The 18,213-nt window shown below is 72.8% G+C and carries 21 protein-coding genes; 19 read left to right on the top strand and 2 right to left on the bottom strand.

Features of this window, described 5'->3' with window-relative positions; translation table 11 throughout:
* The first annotated feature begins 64 nt into the window (after window positions 1-64).
* Complete coding sequence (gene ftsH / locus AB4039_RS03235; protein WP_266842593.1) at window positions 65-1,981, top strand: ATP-dependent zinc metalloprotease FtsH; 1,917 nt, start codon at window positions 65-67, stop codon at window positions 1,979-1,981.
* A gap of 34 nt (window positions 1,982-2,015) precedes the next feature.
* On the opposite strand, the gene AB4039_RS03230 is transcribed toward ftsH, so the two are convergent.
* Window positions 2,016-2,696, bottom strand: coding sequence for a methyltransferase type 11 (locus AB4039_RS03230; RefSeq protein WP_266842594.1), 681 nt, complete (start codon window positions 2,694-2,696; stop codon window positions 2,016-2,018).
* Between the two features lie 131 nt (window positions 2,697-2,827).
* On the opposite strand from AB4039_RS03230, the gene proS reads away from it, so the two are divergent.
* The 18 genes from proS (at window position 2,828) to AB4039_RS03140 (ending at window position 17,592) form a co-directional block, all read left to right on the top strand.
* Window positions 2,828-4,240, top strand: a complete 1,413-nt coding sequence (gene proS, locus AB4039_RS03225) for a proline--tRNA ligase (RefSeq protein WP_030227399.1) — start codon at window positions 2,828-2,830, stop codon at window positions 4,238-4,240.
* Window positions 4,241-4,444: 204 nt separating this feature from the next.
* Entirely contained in the window at window positions 4,445-5,041 is a 597-nt protein-coding gene (locus AB4039_RS03220; RefSeq protein WP_266842595.1) for a hypothetical protein, read from the top strand.
* Window positions 5,042-5,247: 206 nt separating this feature from the next.
* Window positions 5,248-5,688, top strand: coding sequence for a 30S ribosomal protein S16 (rpsP, locus tag AB4039_RS03215; RefSeq protein ID WP_030162461.1), 441 nt, complete (start codon window positions 5,248-5,250; stop codon window positions 5,686-5,688).
* A gap of 2 nt (window positions 5,689-5,690) precedes the next feature.
* Complete coding sequence (locus AB4039_RS03210; RefSeq protein WP_007266827.1) at window positions 5,691-5,930, top strand: RNA-binding protein; 240 nt, start codon at window positions 5,691-5,693, stop codon at window positions 5,928-5,930.
* 167 nt (window positions 5,931-6,097) lie between these two features.
* Entirely contained in the window at window positions 6,098-6,715 is a 618-nt protein-coding gene (gene rimM / locus AB4039_RS03205) for a ribosome maturation factor RimM (RefSeq protein ID WP_442269918.1), read from the top strand.
* A complete protein-coding gene (gene trmD / locus AB4039_RS03200; RefSeq protein ID WP_280918388.1) occupies window positions 6,715-7,536 on the top strand; it encodes a tRNA (guanosine(37)-N1)-methyltransferase TrmD in 822 nt (273 codons plus the stop codon). Before rimM ends, trmD begins: the two co-directional genes overlap by 1 nt.
* A 133-nt stretch (window positions 7,537-7,669) precedes the next feature.
* Window positions 7,670-8,020 (top strand): 50S ribosomal protein L19, encoded by a 351-nt coding sequence (rplS, locus tag AB4039_RS03195; protein WP_030227407.1) that lies wholly within the window; start codon window positions 7,670-7,672, stop codon window positions 8,018-8,020.
* A gap of 44 nt (window positions 8,021-8,064) precedes the next feature.
* Window positions 8,065-8,832: a signal peptidase I gene (gene lepB / locus AB4039_RS03190; protein WP_266842599.1), complete on the top strand. Its 768-nt coding sequence runs from the start codon at window positions 8,065-8,067 to the stop codon at window positions 8,830-8,832.
* On the top strand, window positions 8,825-9,775 hold the full coding sequence (gene lepB / locus AB4039_RS03185; RefSeq protein ID WP_442269917.1) for a signal peptidase I: 951 nt from the start codon (window positions 8,825-8,827) through the stop codon (window positions 9,773-9,775). Before lepB (AB4039_RS03190) ends, lepB (AB4039_RS03185) begins: the two co-directional genes overlap by 8 nt.
* 114 nt (window positions 9,776-9,889) lie before the next feature.
* The gene (gene lepB, locus AB4039_RS03180; RefSeq protein WP_266842600.1) at window positions 9,890-10,792 is read left to right on the top strand and encodes a signal peptidase I; all 903 of its coding nucleotides are present in this window, start codon (window positions 9,890-9,892) and stop codon (window positions 10,790-10,792) included.
* Window positions 10,793-10,834: 42 nt separating this feature from the next.
* Window positions 10,835-11,596, top strand: coding sequence for a signal peptidase I (gene lepB / locus AB4039_RS03175; protein WP_266842601.1), 762 nt, complete (start codon window positions 10,835-10,837; stop codon window positions 11,594-11,596).
* On the top strand, window positions 11,586-12,104 hold the full coding sequence (locus tag AB4039_RS03170; RefSeq protein ID WP_266842603.1) for an NUDIX hydrolase: 519 nt from the start codon (window positions 11,586-11,588) through the stop codon (window positions 12,102-12,104). Before lepB (AB4039_RS03175) ends, AB4039_RS03170 begins: the two co-directional genes overlap by 11 nt.
* A 55-nt stretch (window positions 12,105-12,159) precedes the next feature.
* Entirely contained in the window at window positions 12,160-12,468 is a 309-nt protein-coding gene (locus tag AB4039_RS03165; RefSeq protein WP_003965949.1) for a DUF2469 domain-containing protein, read from the top strand.
* Window positions 12,469-12,585: 117 nt separating this feature from the next.
* Complete coding sequence (locus AB4039_RS03160; protein WP_266842604.1) at window positions 12,586-12,957, top strand: YraN family protein; 372 nt, start codon at window positions 12,586-12,588, stop codon at window positions 12,955-12,957.
* Window positions 12,957-14,582: an ATP-binding protein gene (locus AB4039_RS03155; protein ID WP_266842605.1), complete on the top strand. Its 1,626-nt coding sequence runs from the start codon at window positions 12,957-12,959 to the stop codon at window positions 14,580-14,582. The genes AB4039_RS03160 and AB4039_RS03155 overlap by 1 nt, the downstream gene beginning before the upstream one ends.
* A gap of 53 nt (window positions 14,583-14,635) precedes the next feature.
* Window positions 14,636-15,925, top strand: a complete 1,290-nt coding sequence (gene dprA / locus AB4039_RS03150) for a DNA-processing protein DprA (RefSeq protein WP_442269940.1) — start codon at window positions 14,636-14,638, stop codon at window positions 15,923-15,925.
* A 209-nt stretch (window positions 15,926-16,134) separates the two neighbouring features.
* Window positions 16,135-16,971 (top strand): RNA polymerase sigma factor WhiG, encoded by an 837-nt coding sequence (gene whiG / locus AB4039_RS03145; RefSeq protein WP_266842606.1) that lies wholly within the window; start codon window positions 16,135-16,137, stop codon window positions 16,969-16,971.
* A gap of 63 nt (window positions 16,972-17,034) precedes the next feature.
* The gene (locus AB4039_RS03140) at window positions 17,035-17,592 is read left to right on the top strand and encodes a TetR/AcrR family transcriptional regulator (RefSeq protein WP_266844069.1); all 558 of its coding nucleotides are present in this window, start codon (window positions 17,035-17,037) and stop codon (window positions 17,590-17,592) included.
* A gap of 36 nt (window positions 17,593-17,628) precedes the next feature.
* Here the strand turns inward: AB4039_RS03140 and AB4039_RS03135 are convergent, their stop codons facing one another.
* Window positions 17,629-18,117: a M23 family metallopeptidase gene (locus AB4039_RS03135; protein WP_442269916.1), complete on the bottom strand. Its 489-nt coding sequence runs from the start codon at window positions 18,115-18,117 to the stop codon at window positions 17,629-17,631.
* Window positions 18,118-18,213 lie beyond the last annotated feature (96 nt).

Below are 18,213 nucleotides of genomic sequence, written 5' to 3'. Positions count from 1 at the left end.
CGCGGGGGCATATGTCCTGTTTGTCGCCTAAGGTCGGCCGGGAGGACGGCATAAGGAGGCACCCGTGCCCAGCCCCACCCCCGTACCGCCGCGCGACCGGGCCGACACCCCCTGGCGTTCGGAAGGCGCCCCGCCCGCGCCGCCGCCCAGGAAGCGGATGCCCGGCGGCTGGCGCGGGCTGATCCTCACCGCGCTGATCGTCTACCTGATCGCCAACGTGGTCCTGTCCTTCTTCAACGAGGGCGACGAGCCGGTCGTCTCGTACACGGAGTTCAGCAAGCAGGTCGCCGCGGGCAACGTCTCGAAGATCTACTCCAAGGGCGACGCCATCCAGGGCGAGCTCAAGGCCGGGCAGCCGCTCCCCGACGGCAAGGGCGAGTACACCAAGTTCACCACCCAGCGCCCCGCGTTCGCCGACGACCAGCTGTGGGCCAACCTCACCAAGCACAACGTGACCGTGACCGCCTCGCCGGTCGTCGTACAGCGCAGCTTCCTCGCCAATCTGCTGCTCTCCCTCGCCCCCATGCTGCTCCTGGTCCTCCTGTGGGTGGTCATCGCCCGGCGGATGGGCTCGGGGATGGGCGGCATGGGCGCCCTCGGCCGCAAGGCCCCGCCCAAGCCGGTGGAGCTGGCGGGCGCCAAGCGCACCACCTTCGAGGACGTGGCGGGCATCGACGAGGTCGAGGGCGAGCTGAACGATGTCGTCGACTTCCTGAAGAACCCCGGACAGTACCGCCGGATGGGCGCCCGGATGCCGCGCGGCGTCCTGCTGTCCGGCCCGCCCGGCACCGGCAAGACCCTGCTGGCGCGGGCCGTCGCCGGCGAGGCGGGCGTGCCCTTCTTCTCCGCCTCCGCCTCCGAGTTCATCGAGATGATCGTCGGCGTGGGCGCATCACGGGTGCGCGAACTGTTCGCGGAGGCGCGCAAGGTGGCCCCCGCGATCATCTTCATCGACGAGATCGACACCATCGGCCGGGCCCGGGGAGCGGGGGCCGGCATGGGCGGCCACGACGAACGCGAACAGACCCTGAACCAGATCCTCACCGAGATGGACGGCTTCTCCGGCGCCGAGGGCGTGATCGTGCTGGCCGCCACCAACCGGGCCGACGTCCTGGACCCGGCACTGACCCGCCCCGGCCGCTTCGACCGCACGGTGGTCGTCTCCCCGCCCGACCGGGACGGACGGGCGGCCATCCTGCGCATCCACACCCGCGACATCCCGCTCGCCCCCGACGTGGACCTGATCCGGGTGGCCCGGACCACCCCGGGCATGACGGGCGCCGAACTCGCCAACCTCGCCAACGAGGCCGCCCTGCTGGCCGTCAAACGACGGCGCGACCAGGTCACCCCGGCCGACCTGTCCGAGGCCCTGGAGAAGATCCAGCTGGGTGCGGAGCGATCCCTGGTGATGCCCGACGAGGAGCGCCGCCGCACCGCGTACCACGAGAGCGGGCACGCCCTGCTCGGCATGCTCCGCCCCGGCGCCGACCCCGTCCGCAAGATCACCATCGTCCCCCGCGGACGCGCCCTCGGCGTCACCCTCTCGGCCCCGGACGCCGACCGGTACGCCTACACCGAGGAGTACCTCCGCGGCCGCATCATCGGCGCACTGGGCGGCATGGCCGCCGAGCACGTCGTCTACGACGTCATCACCACGGGCTCCGAGAGCGACCTGGAACAGGTCACCGGCATCGCCCGCGGCATGGCCGGCCGCTGGGGCATGAGCGAGCGCGTCGGACGTCTGACCGCCATCCCCTCCGACGGGCAGAGCCCCTACGGCCTCGCCGCCGCACCCGCCACCCTCGACGCCGTCGACCACGAGATGCGCCGGATCGTCGACGAGTGCTACGAGGAGGCCTGCCGCGTCCTGCGCGAGAACCGCCCGCGGCTCGACGCCCTGGCCGAGGCCCTGCTCGCCCACGAGACCCTGGACGAGAAGGCGGCGTACGCCGCGGCCGGGATCCCCCGTCTGGAGAAGTAGCGCCGGGCGGCCCGCGGCCGCCCGGCGGCCGCCGTCACGCCACCCGGGCGACGACGTAGCGGAAGATGTTCGGAAGCCAGACGGCTCCGTCGGTCCGCTCGTACGGGTGAAGCGCCTCGGAGAGCTCCTTCTCCGCCAGCGCGGGATCGGCCGCCGCGTCGTAGAGCCCCGTGGACAGCAGACCCCGTACGGCGCTGTCCACGTCCGCGTACCCGAAGGGGCAGAACACCCGCCCCGACCCGTCGGGCACCAGGCCCGCCTCCGCCACCAGCTCGTCCAGGTCCCGGGCCGCCGGGCCGCCGCCCAGCACCGCCGGGACCGTGCAGCGCTCCGCCGGGCCCCAGTCGGCCAGCACCACCGCGCCGCCCCGCCGGACCGCCGGCAGGGCCGCCGCCAGGGCGCCCGGCCCCGGCGAGAGCGCCAGCAGCACGTCGTACGGCCGCGCCGCCGGCACGGGGGGAGTCGCCACCACCTCCAGCAGCCGCTCCCGGGCCAGCTCCCGGCGGGCCGGATCCGCCTCCACGCCCGTGGCCGCGGCGCCCCGGCCCGCGGCCAGCAGCAGGGGCAGCCCGGCCCCGCAGCCGAGGCCCAGCAGCCGGTCGCCCGGCCCGACCTCCAGCCGGTCGTAGACCGCCTCGTACAGCGGTACCAGCATCCGTTCCTGGATCTCCGCCCAGTCCCGGGCGACGAGCGTCGCCGTCGGCGTCGGTGTCATCGAAAGAGCGCTCCTGATTCCGTCTCGCCCCCTTGCCCCCGTTGCCAGGGAACTCCCCATTCGCCCCCGCGTCCAGAGGAGTGCGCCACCCGATTCACGCTCGGTGCGCCCGGCGCCGTACCATTCGCGCCATGGCAAAGGCACCCGTTCTCACCCCGCAGGCGGAGGATTTCCCCCGCTGGTACCAGGATCTGATCAACAAGGCCGAGCTGGCCGACAACGGTCCGGTCCGCGGCACGATGGTCATCCGACCGTACGGCTACGGCCTGTGGGAGCGGATGCAGCAGGAGATGGATGCCCGCATCAAGGACGCGGGTGCCCAGAACGCGTACTTCCCGCTGTTCATCCCGCAGTCGTACCTGACGAAGGAAGCCGAGCACGTCGAGGGCTTCGCCCCCGAGCTCGCGGTCGTCACCCACGGCGGCGGCAAGGAGCTGGAGGAGCCGGTCGTCGTCCGGCCCACCTCCGAGACGATCATCAACGACTACTTCTCCAAGTGGGTCCAGAGCTACCGGGACCTGCCCCTGCTGATCAACCAGTGGGCCAACGTGGTCCGCTGGGAGATGCGCCCCCGCGTGTTCCTCCGTACGAGCGAGTTCCTCTGGCAGGAGGGCCACACCGCCCACGCGACGTACGAGGACGCCCGCGACTACGCCGCCCGCATCCACCGCGACGTCTACGGCGACTTCATGACGAACGTGCTCGGCATCGACGTCGTGCTCGGCCGCAAGACCGCCAAGGAGCGCTTCGCAGGCGCCATCAACACCCTCACCCTCGAAGGCATGATGGGCGACGGCAAGGCGCTCCAGCTGGGCACGAGCCACGAGCTCGGCACCAACTTCGCCAAGGCCTTCAACACCCAATACCTGTCGAAGGAAGGCAAGCAGGAGCTGGTCTGGCAGACCTCGTGGGGCGTCTCGACCCGCATGGTCGGCGGCCTGATCATGTCCCACGGCGACGACAACGGCCTCCGTGTCCCGCCGCGCCTCGCGCACGTCCAGGTCGTCGTCATGGCGATCAAGGGCGACGAGGCCGTGGCGAAGGTCCGCGAGCTGGGCGCGCAGCTGAAGGCCGCCGGCATCCGCGTCCAGGTCGACGACCGCGTCGACACCCCCTTCGGCCGTCGCGCCGTGGACTGGGAGCTCAAGGGCGTACCGGTCCGCATCGAGATCGGCCCCCGCGACCTGGAGGCCGGCACCGCGATGCTGGCCCGCCGGATCCCGGGCGGGAAGACCCCGGTGCAGATCGACGCCCTCGCCGACCTGCTGCCCAAGGTCCTCGACGAGGACCAGGCGCAGCTGCTGCGCGAGTCCCGCGAGCGCCGCGAGGCCCGTACGTCGGACGTCTCGACCATCGAGGAGGCCGCCGAGGCCGCCGTCGCCGGCGGCTGGGCGCGCATCCCGTGGGCCGACCTGGGCCCCGAGGGCGAGGCGAAGCTGGCCGAGCAGGCCGTCTCCGTGCGCTGCCTGATCGCGGCGGACGGGTCGGTTCCGGAGGCGGACGACGCTCCCGGTACCCTCGCCATCGTCGCGCGCTCGTACTGACGCACGGCATCGCGCCCCCGGCGTGCGGCTTCGGCCGCGCGCCGGGGGCGTGGCCGTTGCCGGTCTTCGTTACGTACCGACTCCTCCTGAGATCTACGCACCCGTCCTCGTCGGGACGCATCAGAGTGAACTGACTGGTACGTGCAAAAAATTTGGAATGGCCCGGAATCGGAACACCGGGGCACCCCGGCTCGTTGTCACGACGTGAGCACGACACCACCTGTTCTCGCCGCAGAGCTGGCGCAGGCGTGGGCCGACATTCAGCGGTACCACCCCGAGCTGCCTGACCTTGCCGCGCCCGAGTCCCTGATCGGAGAGTCCTCGTCCGCCTGCGGCGCGGAACTCTCCTTCGAGCGACTGCTGCACGAGGCAGTCCACGGCATCGCGGCCGCCCGCGGTGTCCGTGACACCTCGCGAGCCGGCCGCTACCACAACCGCAGATTCCTGGCGATCGCCGAGGAGATGGGGCTGGACCACTCGGAGGAGCCGCACGCCAGCAGCGGGTTCTCGCTGGTCTCCCTCAACCCCGAGGCCAAGAAGCGCTACCGCCCCACCATGGAGCGGCTCCAGCGCGCACTGAAGGCGCACACGGCGGCCACGGCCGCCGACACCAAGCGCAGCTTCCGCGGTCCGGCCGCCCGGCACGGCTCCTCCGGCGGCGGCGTACGGGTCAAGGCGGTCTGCGACTGCGGGCGCAACGTCCGGGTGGTCCCGTCCGTGCTGGCCCAGGCGCCGATCGTGTGCGGGGGCTGCATGAAGCCGTTCCGCATTCCGGAGGTCACCATCGCGGCGGCGTCCTGACGCGGTGCGGCCGGGGGAGGGGGCCGGGGTGGGGCCCCTCCCGGCCGAGCGTGCCGCAGGCGTATGGCACAATGGACAGCTGTACTCGACAGTCGCATAGGACCCCTCTCTCCTCCGGCTGACGCGTCCATCGGGCACCCGAGTACCGCAACCCCACGTGGCATCTCATGTGCCCAACCACGTCAAGTTCAGGAGACACCACTCCAGTGGCAGTCAAGATCAAGCTCAAGCGCCTCGGCAAGATTCGCCAGCCGCACTACCGCATCGTCGTCGCCGACGCCCGCACCCGCCGTGACGGTCGCGCGATCGAAGAGATCGGTATCTACCACCCGACGTACAACCCGTCGCGCATCGAGGTCAACGCCGAGCGTGCGCAGTACTGGCTGTCCGTTGGCGCCCAGCCGACCGAGGCCGTTCTCGCCATCCTGAAGCTGACCGGTGACTGGCAGGCGCACAAGGGCCTCCCGGCCCCCGCGCCGCTGCTCCAGCCGGAGACGAAGGAGAGCAAGCGTCGCTCCTTCGACGAGTTCGCCAAGGCCCTCGAGGGCATCGGCGAGACCAAGGGCGAGGCCATCACCCAGAAGGCCAAGAAGGCCGACAAGAAGGCGGACGAGGCTGAGGCCGCCGCCGAGTCGACCGAGGCCTGATCATGCTCGAGGAGGCTCTTGAGCACCTCGTGAAGGGCATTGTGGACAACCCCGACGACGTGCAGGTCGCCTCGCGCAACCTGCGCCGCGGACAGGTGCTCGAGGTCCGGGTCCACCCGGATGACCTCGGGAAGGTGATCGGCCGCAACGGCCGCACCGCACGTGCGCTGCGTACCGTCGTGGGCGCCATCGGCGGCCGTGGGATCCGCGTCGACCTCGTCGACGTGGACCAGGTCCGCTGAGGATTTGAATCACCGGCACGGGCCGGGGAGGGCGTTCGTCGCCTTCCCCGGCCCGAGTCGTTTCTGCGCGTGAGCAGAGCGACCATTGATTGAGAAACCACGACGCAGAGGTACCACCTCCGCGAGAGCGGCGGCGGTCCGGCCGTGAAAAGGGGAAGAGACGCACAGTGGAGCTGGTAGTCGCGCGGATCGGCCGCGCCCACGGGATCAAGGGTGAGGTCACCGTCGAGGTGCGGACGGACGAGCCGGAGCTCCGGCTCAGCCCCGGTGCCGTCCTGCGGACCGAACCGGCGTCGGCGGGTCCGCTGACCATCGAGGCGGGCCGGGTGCACAGCAGCCGGCTCCTGCTCCGCTTCGCGGGCGTCAAGGACCGCACCGGCGCCGAGGCACTGCGCAACATCCTGCTGATCGCCGACGTCGACCCGGCGGAGCTGCCGGAGGAGCCCGACGAGTACTACGACCACCAGCTGATGGACCTGGACGTGGTGCTGGAGGACGGCACGGAGGTCGGCCGGATCACGGAGATCTCCCACCTGCCCTCCCAGGACCTCTTCATCGTCGAGCGTCCGGACGGCAGTGAGGTCATGATCCCCTTCGTCGCGGAGATCGTCGCCGAGATCGACCTGGAGGAGCAGCGCTGCGTCATCACCCCGCCGCCCGGGCTGATCGATGACCGCGCCGAGATCGTGTCGACGCGCGACGCCGACGCCGACGCCGACGCCGACGCCGACGCCGACGCCGGGGCCGGGGCCGGGGCCGGGGCCGAGGGCGGGGACGACGCCTGATGCGGCTGGACGTCGTCACGATCTTCCCCGAGTACCTGGAGCCGCTGAACGTCTCCCTCGTCGGCAAGGCGCGGGCGCGCGGCCAGCTCGACGTGCACGTTCACGACCTGCGGGACTGGACGTACGACCGGCACAACACGGTCGACGACACCCCGTACGGCGGCGGACCGGGCATGGTCATGAAGACCGATCCGTGGGGCGAGGCCCTGGATTCGGCACTGGCCGACGGCTACGAGTCCGGAGCCCGCGGCCCGGTCCTGGTCGTCCCGACGCCCAGCGGCCGTCCCTTCACCCAGGAACTGGCCGTCGAGCTCTCCGAGCGCCCGTGGCTCATCTTCACCCCGGCCCGGTACGAGGGCATCGACCGCCGCGTCATCGACGAGTACGCGACGCGGATGCCGGTCTACGAGGTCTCCATCGGCGATTACGTCCTGGCGGGCGGCGAGGCCGCCGTCCTGGTCGTCACGGAGGCCGTGGCCCGGCTCCTGCCGGGGGTGCTCGGCAACGCGGAATCGCACCGCGACGACTCCTTCGCGCCCGGCGAGATGGCCAACCTGCTGGAGGGCCCCGTCTACACCAAGCCCCCGCAGTGGCGCGGGCGCGGGATCCCCGAGGTGCTGCTCAGCGGCCACCACGGGAAGATCGCGCGGTGGCGCCGGGACGAGGCCTTCCGCCGGACGGCGCGCAACCGGCCGGACCTGATCGAGCGCTGCGAGGCCTCCGCCTTCGACAAGAAGGACCGGGAGATCCTGAGCATCCTGGGCTGGAAGCCGACCGCCGACGGCCGATTTTGGCGCAGGCCGCAGGCCGTGGAAGAATAGGCGGCTGCTGTGTGCTCGCGTACGCCCCTGCCACAGGGGGACCGTCGTCCGCGAAGTGTCACGGCTCCCGAATTCTCTACGGAAATCCGCACCGGCGACCTGTGGCGTCGTGCGAAGAAAGCAGACGAAGAACATGTCCCACCTGCTCGATGGCGTCAACGCCGCCTCCCTGCGCACGGACGTCCCGGCCTTCCGCCCGGGTGACACGATCAACGTGCACGTCCGCGTGATCGAGGGCAACCGCTCCCGTATCCAGCAGTTCAAGGGCGTTGTCATCCGTCGCCAGGGCTCTGGCGTCTCCGAGACCTTCACCGTTCGCAAGGTCTCCTTCAGCGTCGGCGTCGAGCGCACCTTCCCCGTGCACTCCCCGATCTTCGAGAAGATCGAGCTCGTCACCCGCGGTGACGTGCGTCGCGCCAAGCTGTACTTCCTCCGTGAGCTCCGCGGCAAGGCCGCGAAGATCAAGGAGAAGCGCGACCGCTGATCTCCTCTCCGGGTCCACGGGAAGGCCGGATAGGCTCGCCCCCGATGGACACCGAAGCAGAGCTCACACAGCGCGGCCACTCCTCCCCCGAGCAGGGGGAGGAGGGGCCGCGTTCTGCGTTTTCCGGATGGTTTTCCGGATGGGGCGGACGCTCGTCCTGGCGGCGGGCGGGGCTGCTCGGCGTGGCCTGCACCGTCTTCCTGCTGCTGTTCGCCGACTTCGTGGTCCAGCCGTTCCTGATCCCCAGCCGCTCGATGGAGCCGACCCTGAAGGTCGGGGACCGGGTCCTGGTCAACAAGCTGGCGTACCGTTTCGGCCAGGAGCCGAAGCGCGGGGACGTGGTCGTCTTCGACGGGACCGGCTCCTTCGTGCGCGAACGTCCTGCGGGCAACCCGGTCGGCGAGGCCGTCCACGGCGCGTTCTCGGCGCTCGGGCTCGCGGAGCCCTCGGAGACGGACTTCGTGAAGCGGGTCGTGGGCGTCGGCGGGGACGACGTGGTGTGCTGCGACGTGGCCGGCCGGATCAAGGTCAACGGGGTCGCGGTCGACGAGCCCTATCTCCACCCCGGTGACGCGCCCTCTGCGGTGCCCTTCCGGATCGTGGTCCCGCTGGGGACCCTGTGGGTCATGGGCGACCACCGCTCCCAGTCCCGTGACTCCCGCGACCACCTGGGGGAGCCGGGCGGCGGAATGGTGCCGGTGGAGAAGGTGATCGGACGGGCCGACTGGCTCGGCTGGCCGGTGACGCGCTGGGGCTCCCTGCCCGACGGCGCGGGGGCGTGGTCGCGGGTCGGTGGCGGCTCCCATGGGTAGCCGGGGACGCCCGAGGGGCGGGCGGGACAAGGGGCGCGAGGCGGAACCGGATCCGGCGGCGCGGCCCACTCCTGAGCCCGCTCCCGCTCCTTCCCCGGCGTCGGGGGCCGCTTCCGGGTCCGCTTCCTCCGGGCGTTCCGAGGAGGAACCCGCCGCGCCGGAGCCCGGTGGCCGGGCCGAGCGGCGCCGGCTGGCGCGCCGGGTCAAGCGGCGCCGGCGCACCCGGCGGGCGGGCGAGCTGCCGCTGCTGGTGGTCGTCGCCCTGTGCATCGCGCTGCTGCTCAAGACCTTCCTGGTACAGGCGTTCTTCATCCCGTCCGGCTCGATGGAGCAGACGATCCGGATCGGCGACCGGGTCCTGGTGGACAAGCTCACCCCGTGGTTCGGCTCCAAGGTCGAACGCGGCGACGTCGTCGTGTTCAAGGACCCGGGAGGCTGGCTCAAGGGCGAGGCCGCCCAGCCGGACCAGGACCCTGCCGGGATCAAGCAGATCAAGGAGGCCCTGACCTTCATCGGCCTGCTGCCGTCCGCCGACGAGCAGGACCTCATCAAGCGGGTCGTGGGCGTCGGCGGGGACACCGTGAAGTGCTGCGACGCGCGGGGCCGGGTGACCGTCAACGGCGCGCCGCTCGATGAGCCGTACGTGTCACCGGGCAACGCCCCGTCCGAGATCCGTTTCGAGGTGCACGTGCCGAAGGGACGTCTCTTCGTGATGGGTGACCACCGCGCCAATTCGGCCGACTCCCGTTACCACCTCGACGAGGCCTTCGACGGCACGATCGACGAGAACGGCGTGGTCGGGCAGGCGGTGGTGATCGCCTGGCCCTTCGACCACTGGCGCAGGCTGGAGCAGCCGGCGACCTTCCTGTCGGTGCCGGATCCGGCGCGAACCGGTCGGCGGCGCGGGCGCCTTGGGCGCCGTCGGGGCACGGCGTTCGCATAGTGTGTCCTCGGTCTCCCGCGCCTTAGGGAACTCCCGCTCGTTAAGGGAGGGGAGGGCCCGTCGACCGATCCGGCGCGGGACGCGAAATCCGAACGAGGAGTGGATGTGGGGGACGTGGCGGTAGGCGCGCGGTCCGGACGCGATGAGGGCGAGGAGCGGCCGGACGATGCCGTCGAGCGCGAGACCGGTGCCGAGACGGGCGATGCGGACGCGCGGCCGCAGCGGTCCTTCTGGAAGGAGCTCCCGCTCCTCATCGGTATCGCCCTCCTGCTGGCCCTGCTGATCAAGACCTTCCTGGTACAGGCGTTCTCGATCCCGTCCGATTCGATGCAGAACACCCTGCAGCGCGGCGACCGGGTGCTGGTGGACAAGCTGACCCCGTGGTTCGGTTCGGAGCCCGAGCGCGGCGAGGTCGTCGTCTTCCACGACCCGGCGAGCTGGCTGGCGGGGGAGCCCACCCCGGAGCCGAACATCGTGCAGAAGGCCCTCAGCTGGATCGGCCTGATGCCGTCCGCCGAGGAGAAGGACCTGATCAAGCGGACCATCGCCATCGGCGGGGACACAGTGGAGTGCAAGAAGGGGGGACCGGTCGTCGTCAATGGCAAGGCGCTGGACGAGCCGTACATCTACCCCGGCAACACCGCCTGCGACGACGCCCCCTTCGGCCCGATCACCGTGCCCAAGGGCAAGATCTGGGTGATGGGCGACCACCGCCAGAACTCCCAGGACTCCCGCTACCACATGCAGGACTCCACCCAGGGCTTCGTGCCGGTCGACAAGGTCGTCGGGCGGGCCGTGGTGGTCGCGTGGCCGCTCACCCGCTGGGCCACCCTCCCGGTTCCGGACACCTTCGACCAGCCCGGCATCAACCACCAGGCGGCGGCGACCGCCCTCGGCCTCGGGGCCTCCGGCCTCGCCCCGGTCGGGCTCGGCCCGGCGGCGCTGGGCCTCACGGGCGCGGTGCCCGTGGTGCTGTGGCGCAGGCGGAGGCTGACTACCGGGCGTACCGCCCGGTAGGGTGCCGCCCAGGTCGACGATCTCCGAGGCGGGGGCGCTGCAATGGGCGGAACACAGGCAAGACGCGGGACCACCGGTGGCCGCGGCGGCCTCGGCAACGTGTTGTCGGGGCTCGCCGTGGCCATCGGTTTCGTGCTTTTCCTCGGCGGCTTCGTCTGGGGGGCCCTGGTGTACCAGCCGTACACGGTGCCGACCGACTCGATGGTGCCGACGGTGCGGCCGAACGACCGGGTGCTGGCCCAGCGGATCGACGGCGATCAGGTGCGCCGCGGCGACATCGTCGTCTTCACCGACACCGAGTGGAGCGGCTCGCCGATGGTCAAGCGGGTCGTGGCCGTGGGCGGCGACACCGTCCGCTGCTGCGACCAGGGCGGTCGGCTGACCGTGAACGGCAAGGAACTCGACGAGCCCTACCTCGACCGGGCGGGCAGCGCCGGGGCGGCCCTCGGGACGGCCGGCGCCCCGTACGAGGTGAAGGTGCCCGAGGGCAACCTCTTCCTGCTCGGTGACCACCGCGGTTCCTCGCTCGACTCCCGCGCGCACCTCCAGGAGGCCGGCCAGGGCACCGTGCCCCGGTCGGCCGTGTCGGCCCGGGTCGACGCGCTGGCCTGGCCGTCGATGACCATGGTGGAGCGGCCTCGGGCGTACGCCTCGCTGCCCGGTGGGATCTCCGCGCCGGGACCGCTGCGGCTCCAGGTGGCGGCGGTGGTGGCCGGAGCCGTCCTGGTGGTGCTGGGTGCCGCCTACGGACCCCTCGTACGGATCCTGGGGCGCGGGCGGCGGGAGACCGCCGGTGCCCGCTGAGCCGGGCGCCGGCGGGCAGCCGGACCCGGAGCCGCGGAAGGTCGCCCGGGTGATCCTGCTGGACCCCGAGGACCGGATCCTGCTGCTGCACGGTTTCGAACCGGACGATCCCGGCGCCGACTGGTGGTTCACGCCCGGCGGCGGGCTGGAGGGCGACGAGAGCCGGGAGCAGGCGGCGCTGCGGGAACTCGCCGAGGAGACGGGGATCACAGAGGTCGAGCTGGGACCGGTCCTGTGGCAGCGGTACTGCGCTTTCCCCTTCGACGGGAGGCGCTGGGAACAGGACGAGTGGTACTTCCTCGCCCGAACCGACCGGACGGCGATCGAGATGGGCGGGCTCACCGAGCTGGAGCGGCGCAGCGTCGCGGGAGCGAGATGGTGGACCTCCGAGGAACTGCTGGCGGCCCATGAGACGGTGTACCCGACCAGACTCGCCGAGCTGCTGCGCACGCTGCTCGACGACGGTCCTCCGGGTGCTCCGGTGGTCCTGGCCCCGGAAATCGTTTAGGGGCCCGTGGCGCTGGCGCACAATAGGGGGACGCACGGCTGAAGGGGAACATGCCATGAGTGCCGAGGACCTCGAAAAGTACGAGACCGAGATGGAGCTGAAGCTCTATCGGGAGTACCGCGACGTCGTCGGGCTGTTCAAGTACGTGATCGAGACCGAACGCCGTTTCTACCTCACCAACGACTACGAGATGCAGGTGCACTCGGTCCAGGGGGAGGTCTTCTTCGAGGTCTCGATGGCGGACGCCTGGGTCTGGGACATGTACCGGCCCGCGCGCTTCGTCAAGCAGGTACGGGTGCTGACCTTCAAGGACGTGAACATCGAGGAGCTCAACAAGAGCGACCTCGAACTCCCGGGCGGCTGATCCGCCCCGCCCGCTCACCCCTGGGGGTGAGCGGGTTTTCCACAACGCCCCGGTTGTCCACCAAGATCCACTCGGTGCGTCCGGACACGGGAACCTCGGTGCCGGAGGTGGTGCCGGATGAACGCGAAGGGCGTGGCACGACAGGCGCTGGGACGGTACGGCGAGGATCTCGCCGTGCGGAGGCTGACCGAGTCGGGGATGACTGTGATCGCCCGGAACTGGCGGTGCCGGGGCGGGGAGGTCGACATCGTCGCGCGGGACGGGGACGCCCTCGTCCTGTGCGAGGTCAAGACGCGCCGCCAGGGGGTCTTCGAGCACCCCATGGCCGCGGTCCGGGCCGCCAAGGCCGAGCGGCTGCGACGGCTCGCCGGGCGCTGGCTCGCCGATCACGGCGGACCGCCCCCGGGCGGGGTGCGGATCGACCTCGTCGGAGTGCTGCTGCCGCGCCGTGGGGCGCCGCAGGTGGAGCACGTCAGGGGGGTGGCCTGATGGGTTTCGCGCGGGCCTGCTCGGTGGCCCTGGTGGGCGTCGAGGGCGTACTGGTCGAGGTCCAGGCAGACCTGGAGCCGGGGGTCGCCGCCTTCACCCTGGTGGGGCTGCCCGACAAGACCCTGGTCGAGAGCCGGGACCGGGTGCGGGCCGCCGTGGTGAACTCCGGAGCCCAGTGGCCGCAGAAGAAGCTCACGGTCGGGCTCAGCCCGGCGTCCGTCCCGAAGGCGGGCGCCCATTTCGACCTCGCCGTCGCCGTCGCGGTGCTGGGCGCCGCCGAGGTGGTCGACCCCGGGGCGATCGCCGACCTCGTGCTCATCGGGGAGCTGGGCCTCGACGGCCGGGTCCGCCCGGTGCGGGGGATCCTGCCCGCGGTGCTCGCCGCCGCCGAGGCCGGGTACCGGCAGGTGGTGGTGCCCGAGCAGTGCGCCGGCGAGGCCGGGCTGGTCCCGGACGTCGCGGTGCTCGGGGTGCGCAGCCTGCGGCAGCTGATCGCCGTCCTGACCGACGAGGCGGTGCCCGATGAGGAGCCGCCGGACCGGCCGGGACGCCCCGACCCGATGCTGGCGGGGCTGGTGGTGCCGGGCGCCGGACTGGGTACGGGCCTGGCCCGGGGCGGGGGTGACGCCGCGGAGGTTCCCGACCTCGCCGACGTCGCCGGCCAGTACGCGGCCCGCCGGGCCCTGGAGGTGGCCGCCTCCGGGGGCCACCACCTCTTCCTCAGCGGGCCGCCCGGCGCGGGCAAGACGATGCTGGCCGAGCGGCTGCCCTGGCTCCTGCCCCCGCTCGACCGGCAGGACTCCCTGGAGGTGACCGCCGTCCACTCCGTCGCGGGGATCCTGCCGCCCGGCGAACCCCTGGTCGGGCGGCCCCCGTACTGCGCCCCGCACCACTCCGCGACGATGCAGTCCCTGGTCGGCGGCGGCGCCGGGATCCCCCGGCCCGGGGCGGTCTCGCTGGCCCACCGGGGGGTGCTGTTCCTGGACGAGGCCGCGGAGTTCAGCGGGAAGGTGCTGGACGCCCTGCGGCAGCCCCTCGAAGCGGGGCACGTGGTCATCGCGCGTGCCGCCGGGGTGGTGCGGTTGCCGGCCCGCTTCCTGATGGTCCTCGCCGCGAACCCCTGCCCGTGCGGGCGGCACACCCTGCACGGCGCCGGCTGCGAATGCCCGGCCGCCGTGATCCGGCGCTACCAGGCCCGGTTGTCGGGGCCGCTGCTGGACCGGGTCGACCTGCGGGTCGAGGTCGAGCCCGTGACCCGCTCCGACCTCCTCGGGCAGGGCGGCAGGGGGGAGACCACCGCGACCGTTGCCGCCCGGGTCCGCGAGGCCCGAGACCGGGCCGCCGCCCGGCTCGCCGACACGCCCTGGCGGCTGAACTCCGAGGTGCCCGGGCACGAGCTGCGCACCCGCTGGCCGGCCGGCCCCGGGGCGCTGGCCCGGGCCGAGCGGGACATGGAGCGCGGACTGCTGACCGCGCGGGGCCTGGACCGGGTGTTACGGGTCGCCTGGACCGTGGCCGACCTGCGCGGACGCGACCGCCCCGACGCGCTGGACGTGGCCGTCGCGCTGGAACTGCGCACCGGGATCGCCCGCGGGGCGGCCATGGACGCGGGGGTGCGGCGGTGACCGCCGGCGGGGCGGGGGACGCGGAGGTCCCGCAGTGCGGCGGCCCGCCCGACGTGCAGGTCCCGTACCCCGGTGGCCGTGGCGGCCCGGCGGGCCCGGCTTCCGGCGGGGGGTGGGAACGGGACGGCGCGGCGCGGGCCGGGACCCGGCAGGGGCAGGACGGCACGGAGGGAGGCGAGGCCGGGGCGGAGACGCTGGCACGGGTCGCGCTGACCCGGGTGCTGGAACCCGGGGACGAGTGCGGGGGCCGGTGGCTGCGCGAGCACGGGGCCGTCGGGCTGATGCGGCTCCTGACCGGCGACGGCCCGGAGCCCGGCGCGCTGACCGGGGTCGGACCCGAGCGGATCGACGGGTACCGCAGACGGGCCGCCCTCGCCGAGCCCCGGCGGGACCTCGCGCAGGCCGCCGCGGCGGGGTGCCGGTTCGTCCCGCCGGGTTCGGCGGAGTGGCCGACCCAGCTGGACGACCTCGGGGACGCCCGGCCCGTCGGGCTGTGGCTGCGGGGCGGCGCCGACCTGCGGACCTGGGCCCTGCGCTCGGTCGCCGTGGTGGGGGCCCGCGCGTGCACCCCCTACGGGGCCCACATGGCGCAGACCCTCGCCGCCGGGCTCGCCGAGCGCGGCTGGGTGGTGGTCTCCGGCGCCGCGTACGGGATCGACGGCGCCGCGCACCGGGGCGCCCTCGGCACCGGCGGCGCCACCGTCGCGGTGCTGGCCTGCGGAGTGGACGTGAGCTACCCCCGTGGCCACGCCGGGCTCCTCGGCCGGATCGCCCGTCAGGGGCTGGTGCTGGGGGAGCTGCCGCCCGGCTGCAACCCCACCCCGAGCCGCTTCGTCCTGCGCAACCGGGTCATCGCGGCCCTCACCCGGGGCACCGTGGTCGTCGAGGCGGCCCACCGCAGCGGCTCCCTGGTCACCGCCCGCCGGGCCCAGCGGCTCGGCCGCCTCACCATGGGCGTCCCCGGCCCCGCCACCAGCGGCCTCTCCGCCGGAGTGCACGAGCTGCTGCGCGGCGAGGCACAGCTCGTCACGGACGCCGCCGAGGTGGTGGAACTGGTCGGCGACATCGGCGAGCTGGCACCCGTGCGCCGCGGACCGGTGCTCGCCCGCGACCTCCTGCCCCCGGACACCGTGCGCGTGCTCGACGCGCTTCCCGCCGGCCGGCCCGCGCGGCTGGAGGAGATCTCCCTCGCCGCGGCCACCGGCACCGATGAAGTCATCGGCAGACTGTACGAACTTCACTCTCTGGGGTTCGTCGAACGGCAGGGCGACGACTGGCGGTTGACCCCGCGCCCGCCACGAGAGGGGGCGCAATCCCGGGCCACCCGGCGAGGCGGTCATTGACCTGGGGCGTTCCGGTGAAAGAGTGAAGGCGATGAGAGACGCGGTCTTCCCGGTGGCAGCCGCCGGGGCCGAGCGCCAGGCGCCGGTCCCGGGCCGCCCGTGCGAGTCCGGGCGCCGCTGCGCCCCCGCGCCATCCCGTACTCTTCGCGCACCGCGACACTTCCGTCACGCTACGCTCCCAAGGAATCCGGCTCCGGCAAAGGCGAAGCATGCCCCAGCACACCTCAGGGTCCGACCGCGCTGCGGTGCCCCCCGCTGCCCGCGGCAGCGTGCGGTCCACCGCGCCCTCGTCCCTGGAGGTGCTCTGGCGCTCATACAAGGAGTCGGGCGACGAACGGCTGCGGGAGCAGCTGATCCTGCACTACTCGCCGCTGGTGAAGTACGTGGCGGGCCGGGTCAGCGTCGGCCTGCCGCCCAACGTGGAACAGGCCGACTTCGTCTCCTCCGGGGTCTTCGGCCTGATCGACGCGATCGAGAAGTTCGACATCGAACGGTCCATCAAGTTCGAGACGTACGCCATCACCCGGATCCGCGGCGCGATGATCGACGAGCTGCGGGCGCTCGACTGGATCCCGCGCTCCGTGCGGCAGAAGGCGCGTGCCGTGGAGCGCGCCTACGCCACCCTGGAGGCCCAGCTGCGGCGGACCCCGACGGAGGGCGAGGTCGCGGGTGAGATGGGGATCGGGGTCGAGGAACTCCACACGGTTTTCAGCCAGTTGTCCCTGGCCAACGTGGTCGCCCTCGAAGAGCTGCTGCACGCCGGCGGGGAGGGCGGCGACCGGCTCTCCCTGATGGACACCCTGGAGGACCACGCCGCCGACGACCCGGTCGAGGTGGCCGAGGACCGGGAACTGCGCCGACTGCTCGCACGGGCCATCAACACGCTCCCCGAGCGGGAGAAGACGGTCGTGACCCTCTACTACTACGAGGGCCTCACCCTCGCCGAGATCGGCAACGTGCTGGGCGTGACCGAGAGCCGCGTCAGCCAGATCCACACCAAGTCCGTGCTCCAGCTGAGGGCCAAGCTCGCCGACGTCGGCCGCTGACCCGGAACCGGCCTTGCACACCCTCCGTACAGTGGTGACGTGCCCAGGATTCGAGCGGCCTCCGTGGCCGAGCACCGGTCGATGCAGCGCGGCGCCCTGTTGGACGCGGCGCGCTCCCTGCTGTCCGAAGGCGGGACGGAAGCCCTGACCTTCCCCGCCCTCGCGGAGCGGACCGGGCTCGCCCGGTCGTCCGTGTACGAGTACTTCCGGTCGCGCGCGGCCGTGGTCGAAGAGCTGTGCGCGGTGGACTTCCCCGTGTGGGCCGCCGAGATCGAGGCCGCCATGGAGGCGGCGCAGACGCCCGAGGCGAAGATCGAGGCGTACGTGCGCAGCCAGCTCGGGCTGGTGGGGGACCGCCGGCACCGGGCGGTGGTGGCGATTTCCGCCAGCGAGCTGGACGCGGGCGCGCGGGAGAAGATCCGCGCCGCGCACGGCGGCCTGGTCGCGATGGTCGTCGAGGCCCTCGGGGCCCTGGGCCACACGGAGCCGCGGCTGGCCGCGATGCTGCTGCAGGGCGTCGTGGACGCCGCGGTGCGCCGGATCGAGCTCGGCGCGGCCGAGGAGCCCGGGGTGGTGACCGAGGCCGCCGTCGCCATGGCCCTGCGGGGCGTGCGCGGCTAGGCCGTCTCTTCCGGATCTTGCCTGGCCCGCGGCGCCCTACGAGGGCCAGGCCGTCGGCAGGAGGCGGGGCATGGGGCGGGGGAGCAGGGTCAGCGGGTCGAGGTAGGTGTTCTCGCCGGTCAGCAGGCCCCAGTGCAGGCACGGGCCCGGGCAGTGCGAGCCCGCCGTGAGGACCGCGACCTCCTGCCCCGCCGCGACCTCCTCCCCCTCCGCGACCAGCGGCCGCACCGGCTCGTAGGTCGTGCGCCGGCCCCCGGGGAGGGTGAGCGAGAGCACCCCGCGGCCCGCGACCTGCCCGGCGTAGTGCACCCGCCCCGGTCCGACGGCCCGTACCCGCGCCCCCACCGGAGCGGCCAGGTCCACCCCGCGGTGGCCGGCCGCGTAGGGCGTCGGCGGCGGATCCCACCAGCGCGCCACGGACAGCGGCGGGGGCAGTGGCCGCACCGCCGGGACGGGGTTCGGGACGAGGGTCCGGGGCAGGGCGGGGGCCAGCGCCAGCAGCAGGGTGAGCAGCAGTGTCGTCATGCCCCCAGGCTCCCGCGCGCACGGCCGCGGGCGGCCGTGCCTGTGGATGGCCGAAAGGGTGTGGACAACGGCGTCACCCGGCATACCGCCGGGTCC

Source organism: Streptomyces sp. M-16, from assembly GCF_052114405.1.
Taxonomy (GTDB): Bacteria; Actinomycetota; Actinomycetes; order Streptomycetales; family Streptomycetaceae; genus Streptomyces.
This window is presented reverse-complemented; position numbering and strand designations above follow the sequence as displayed.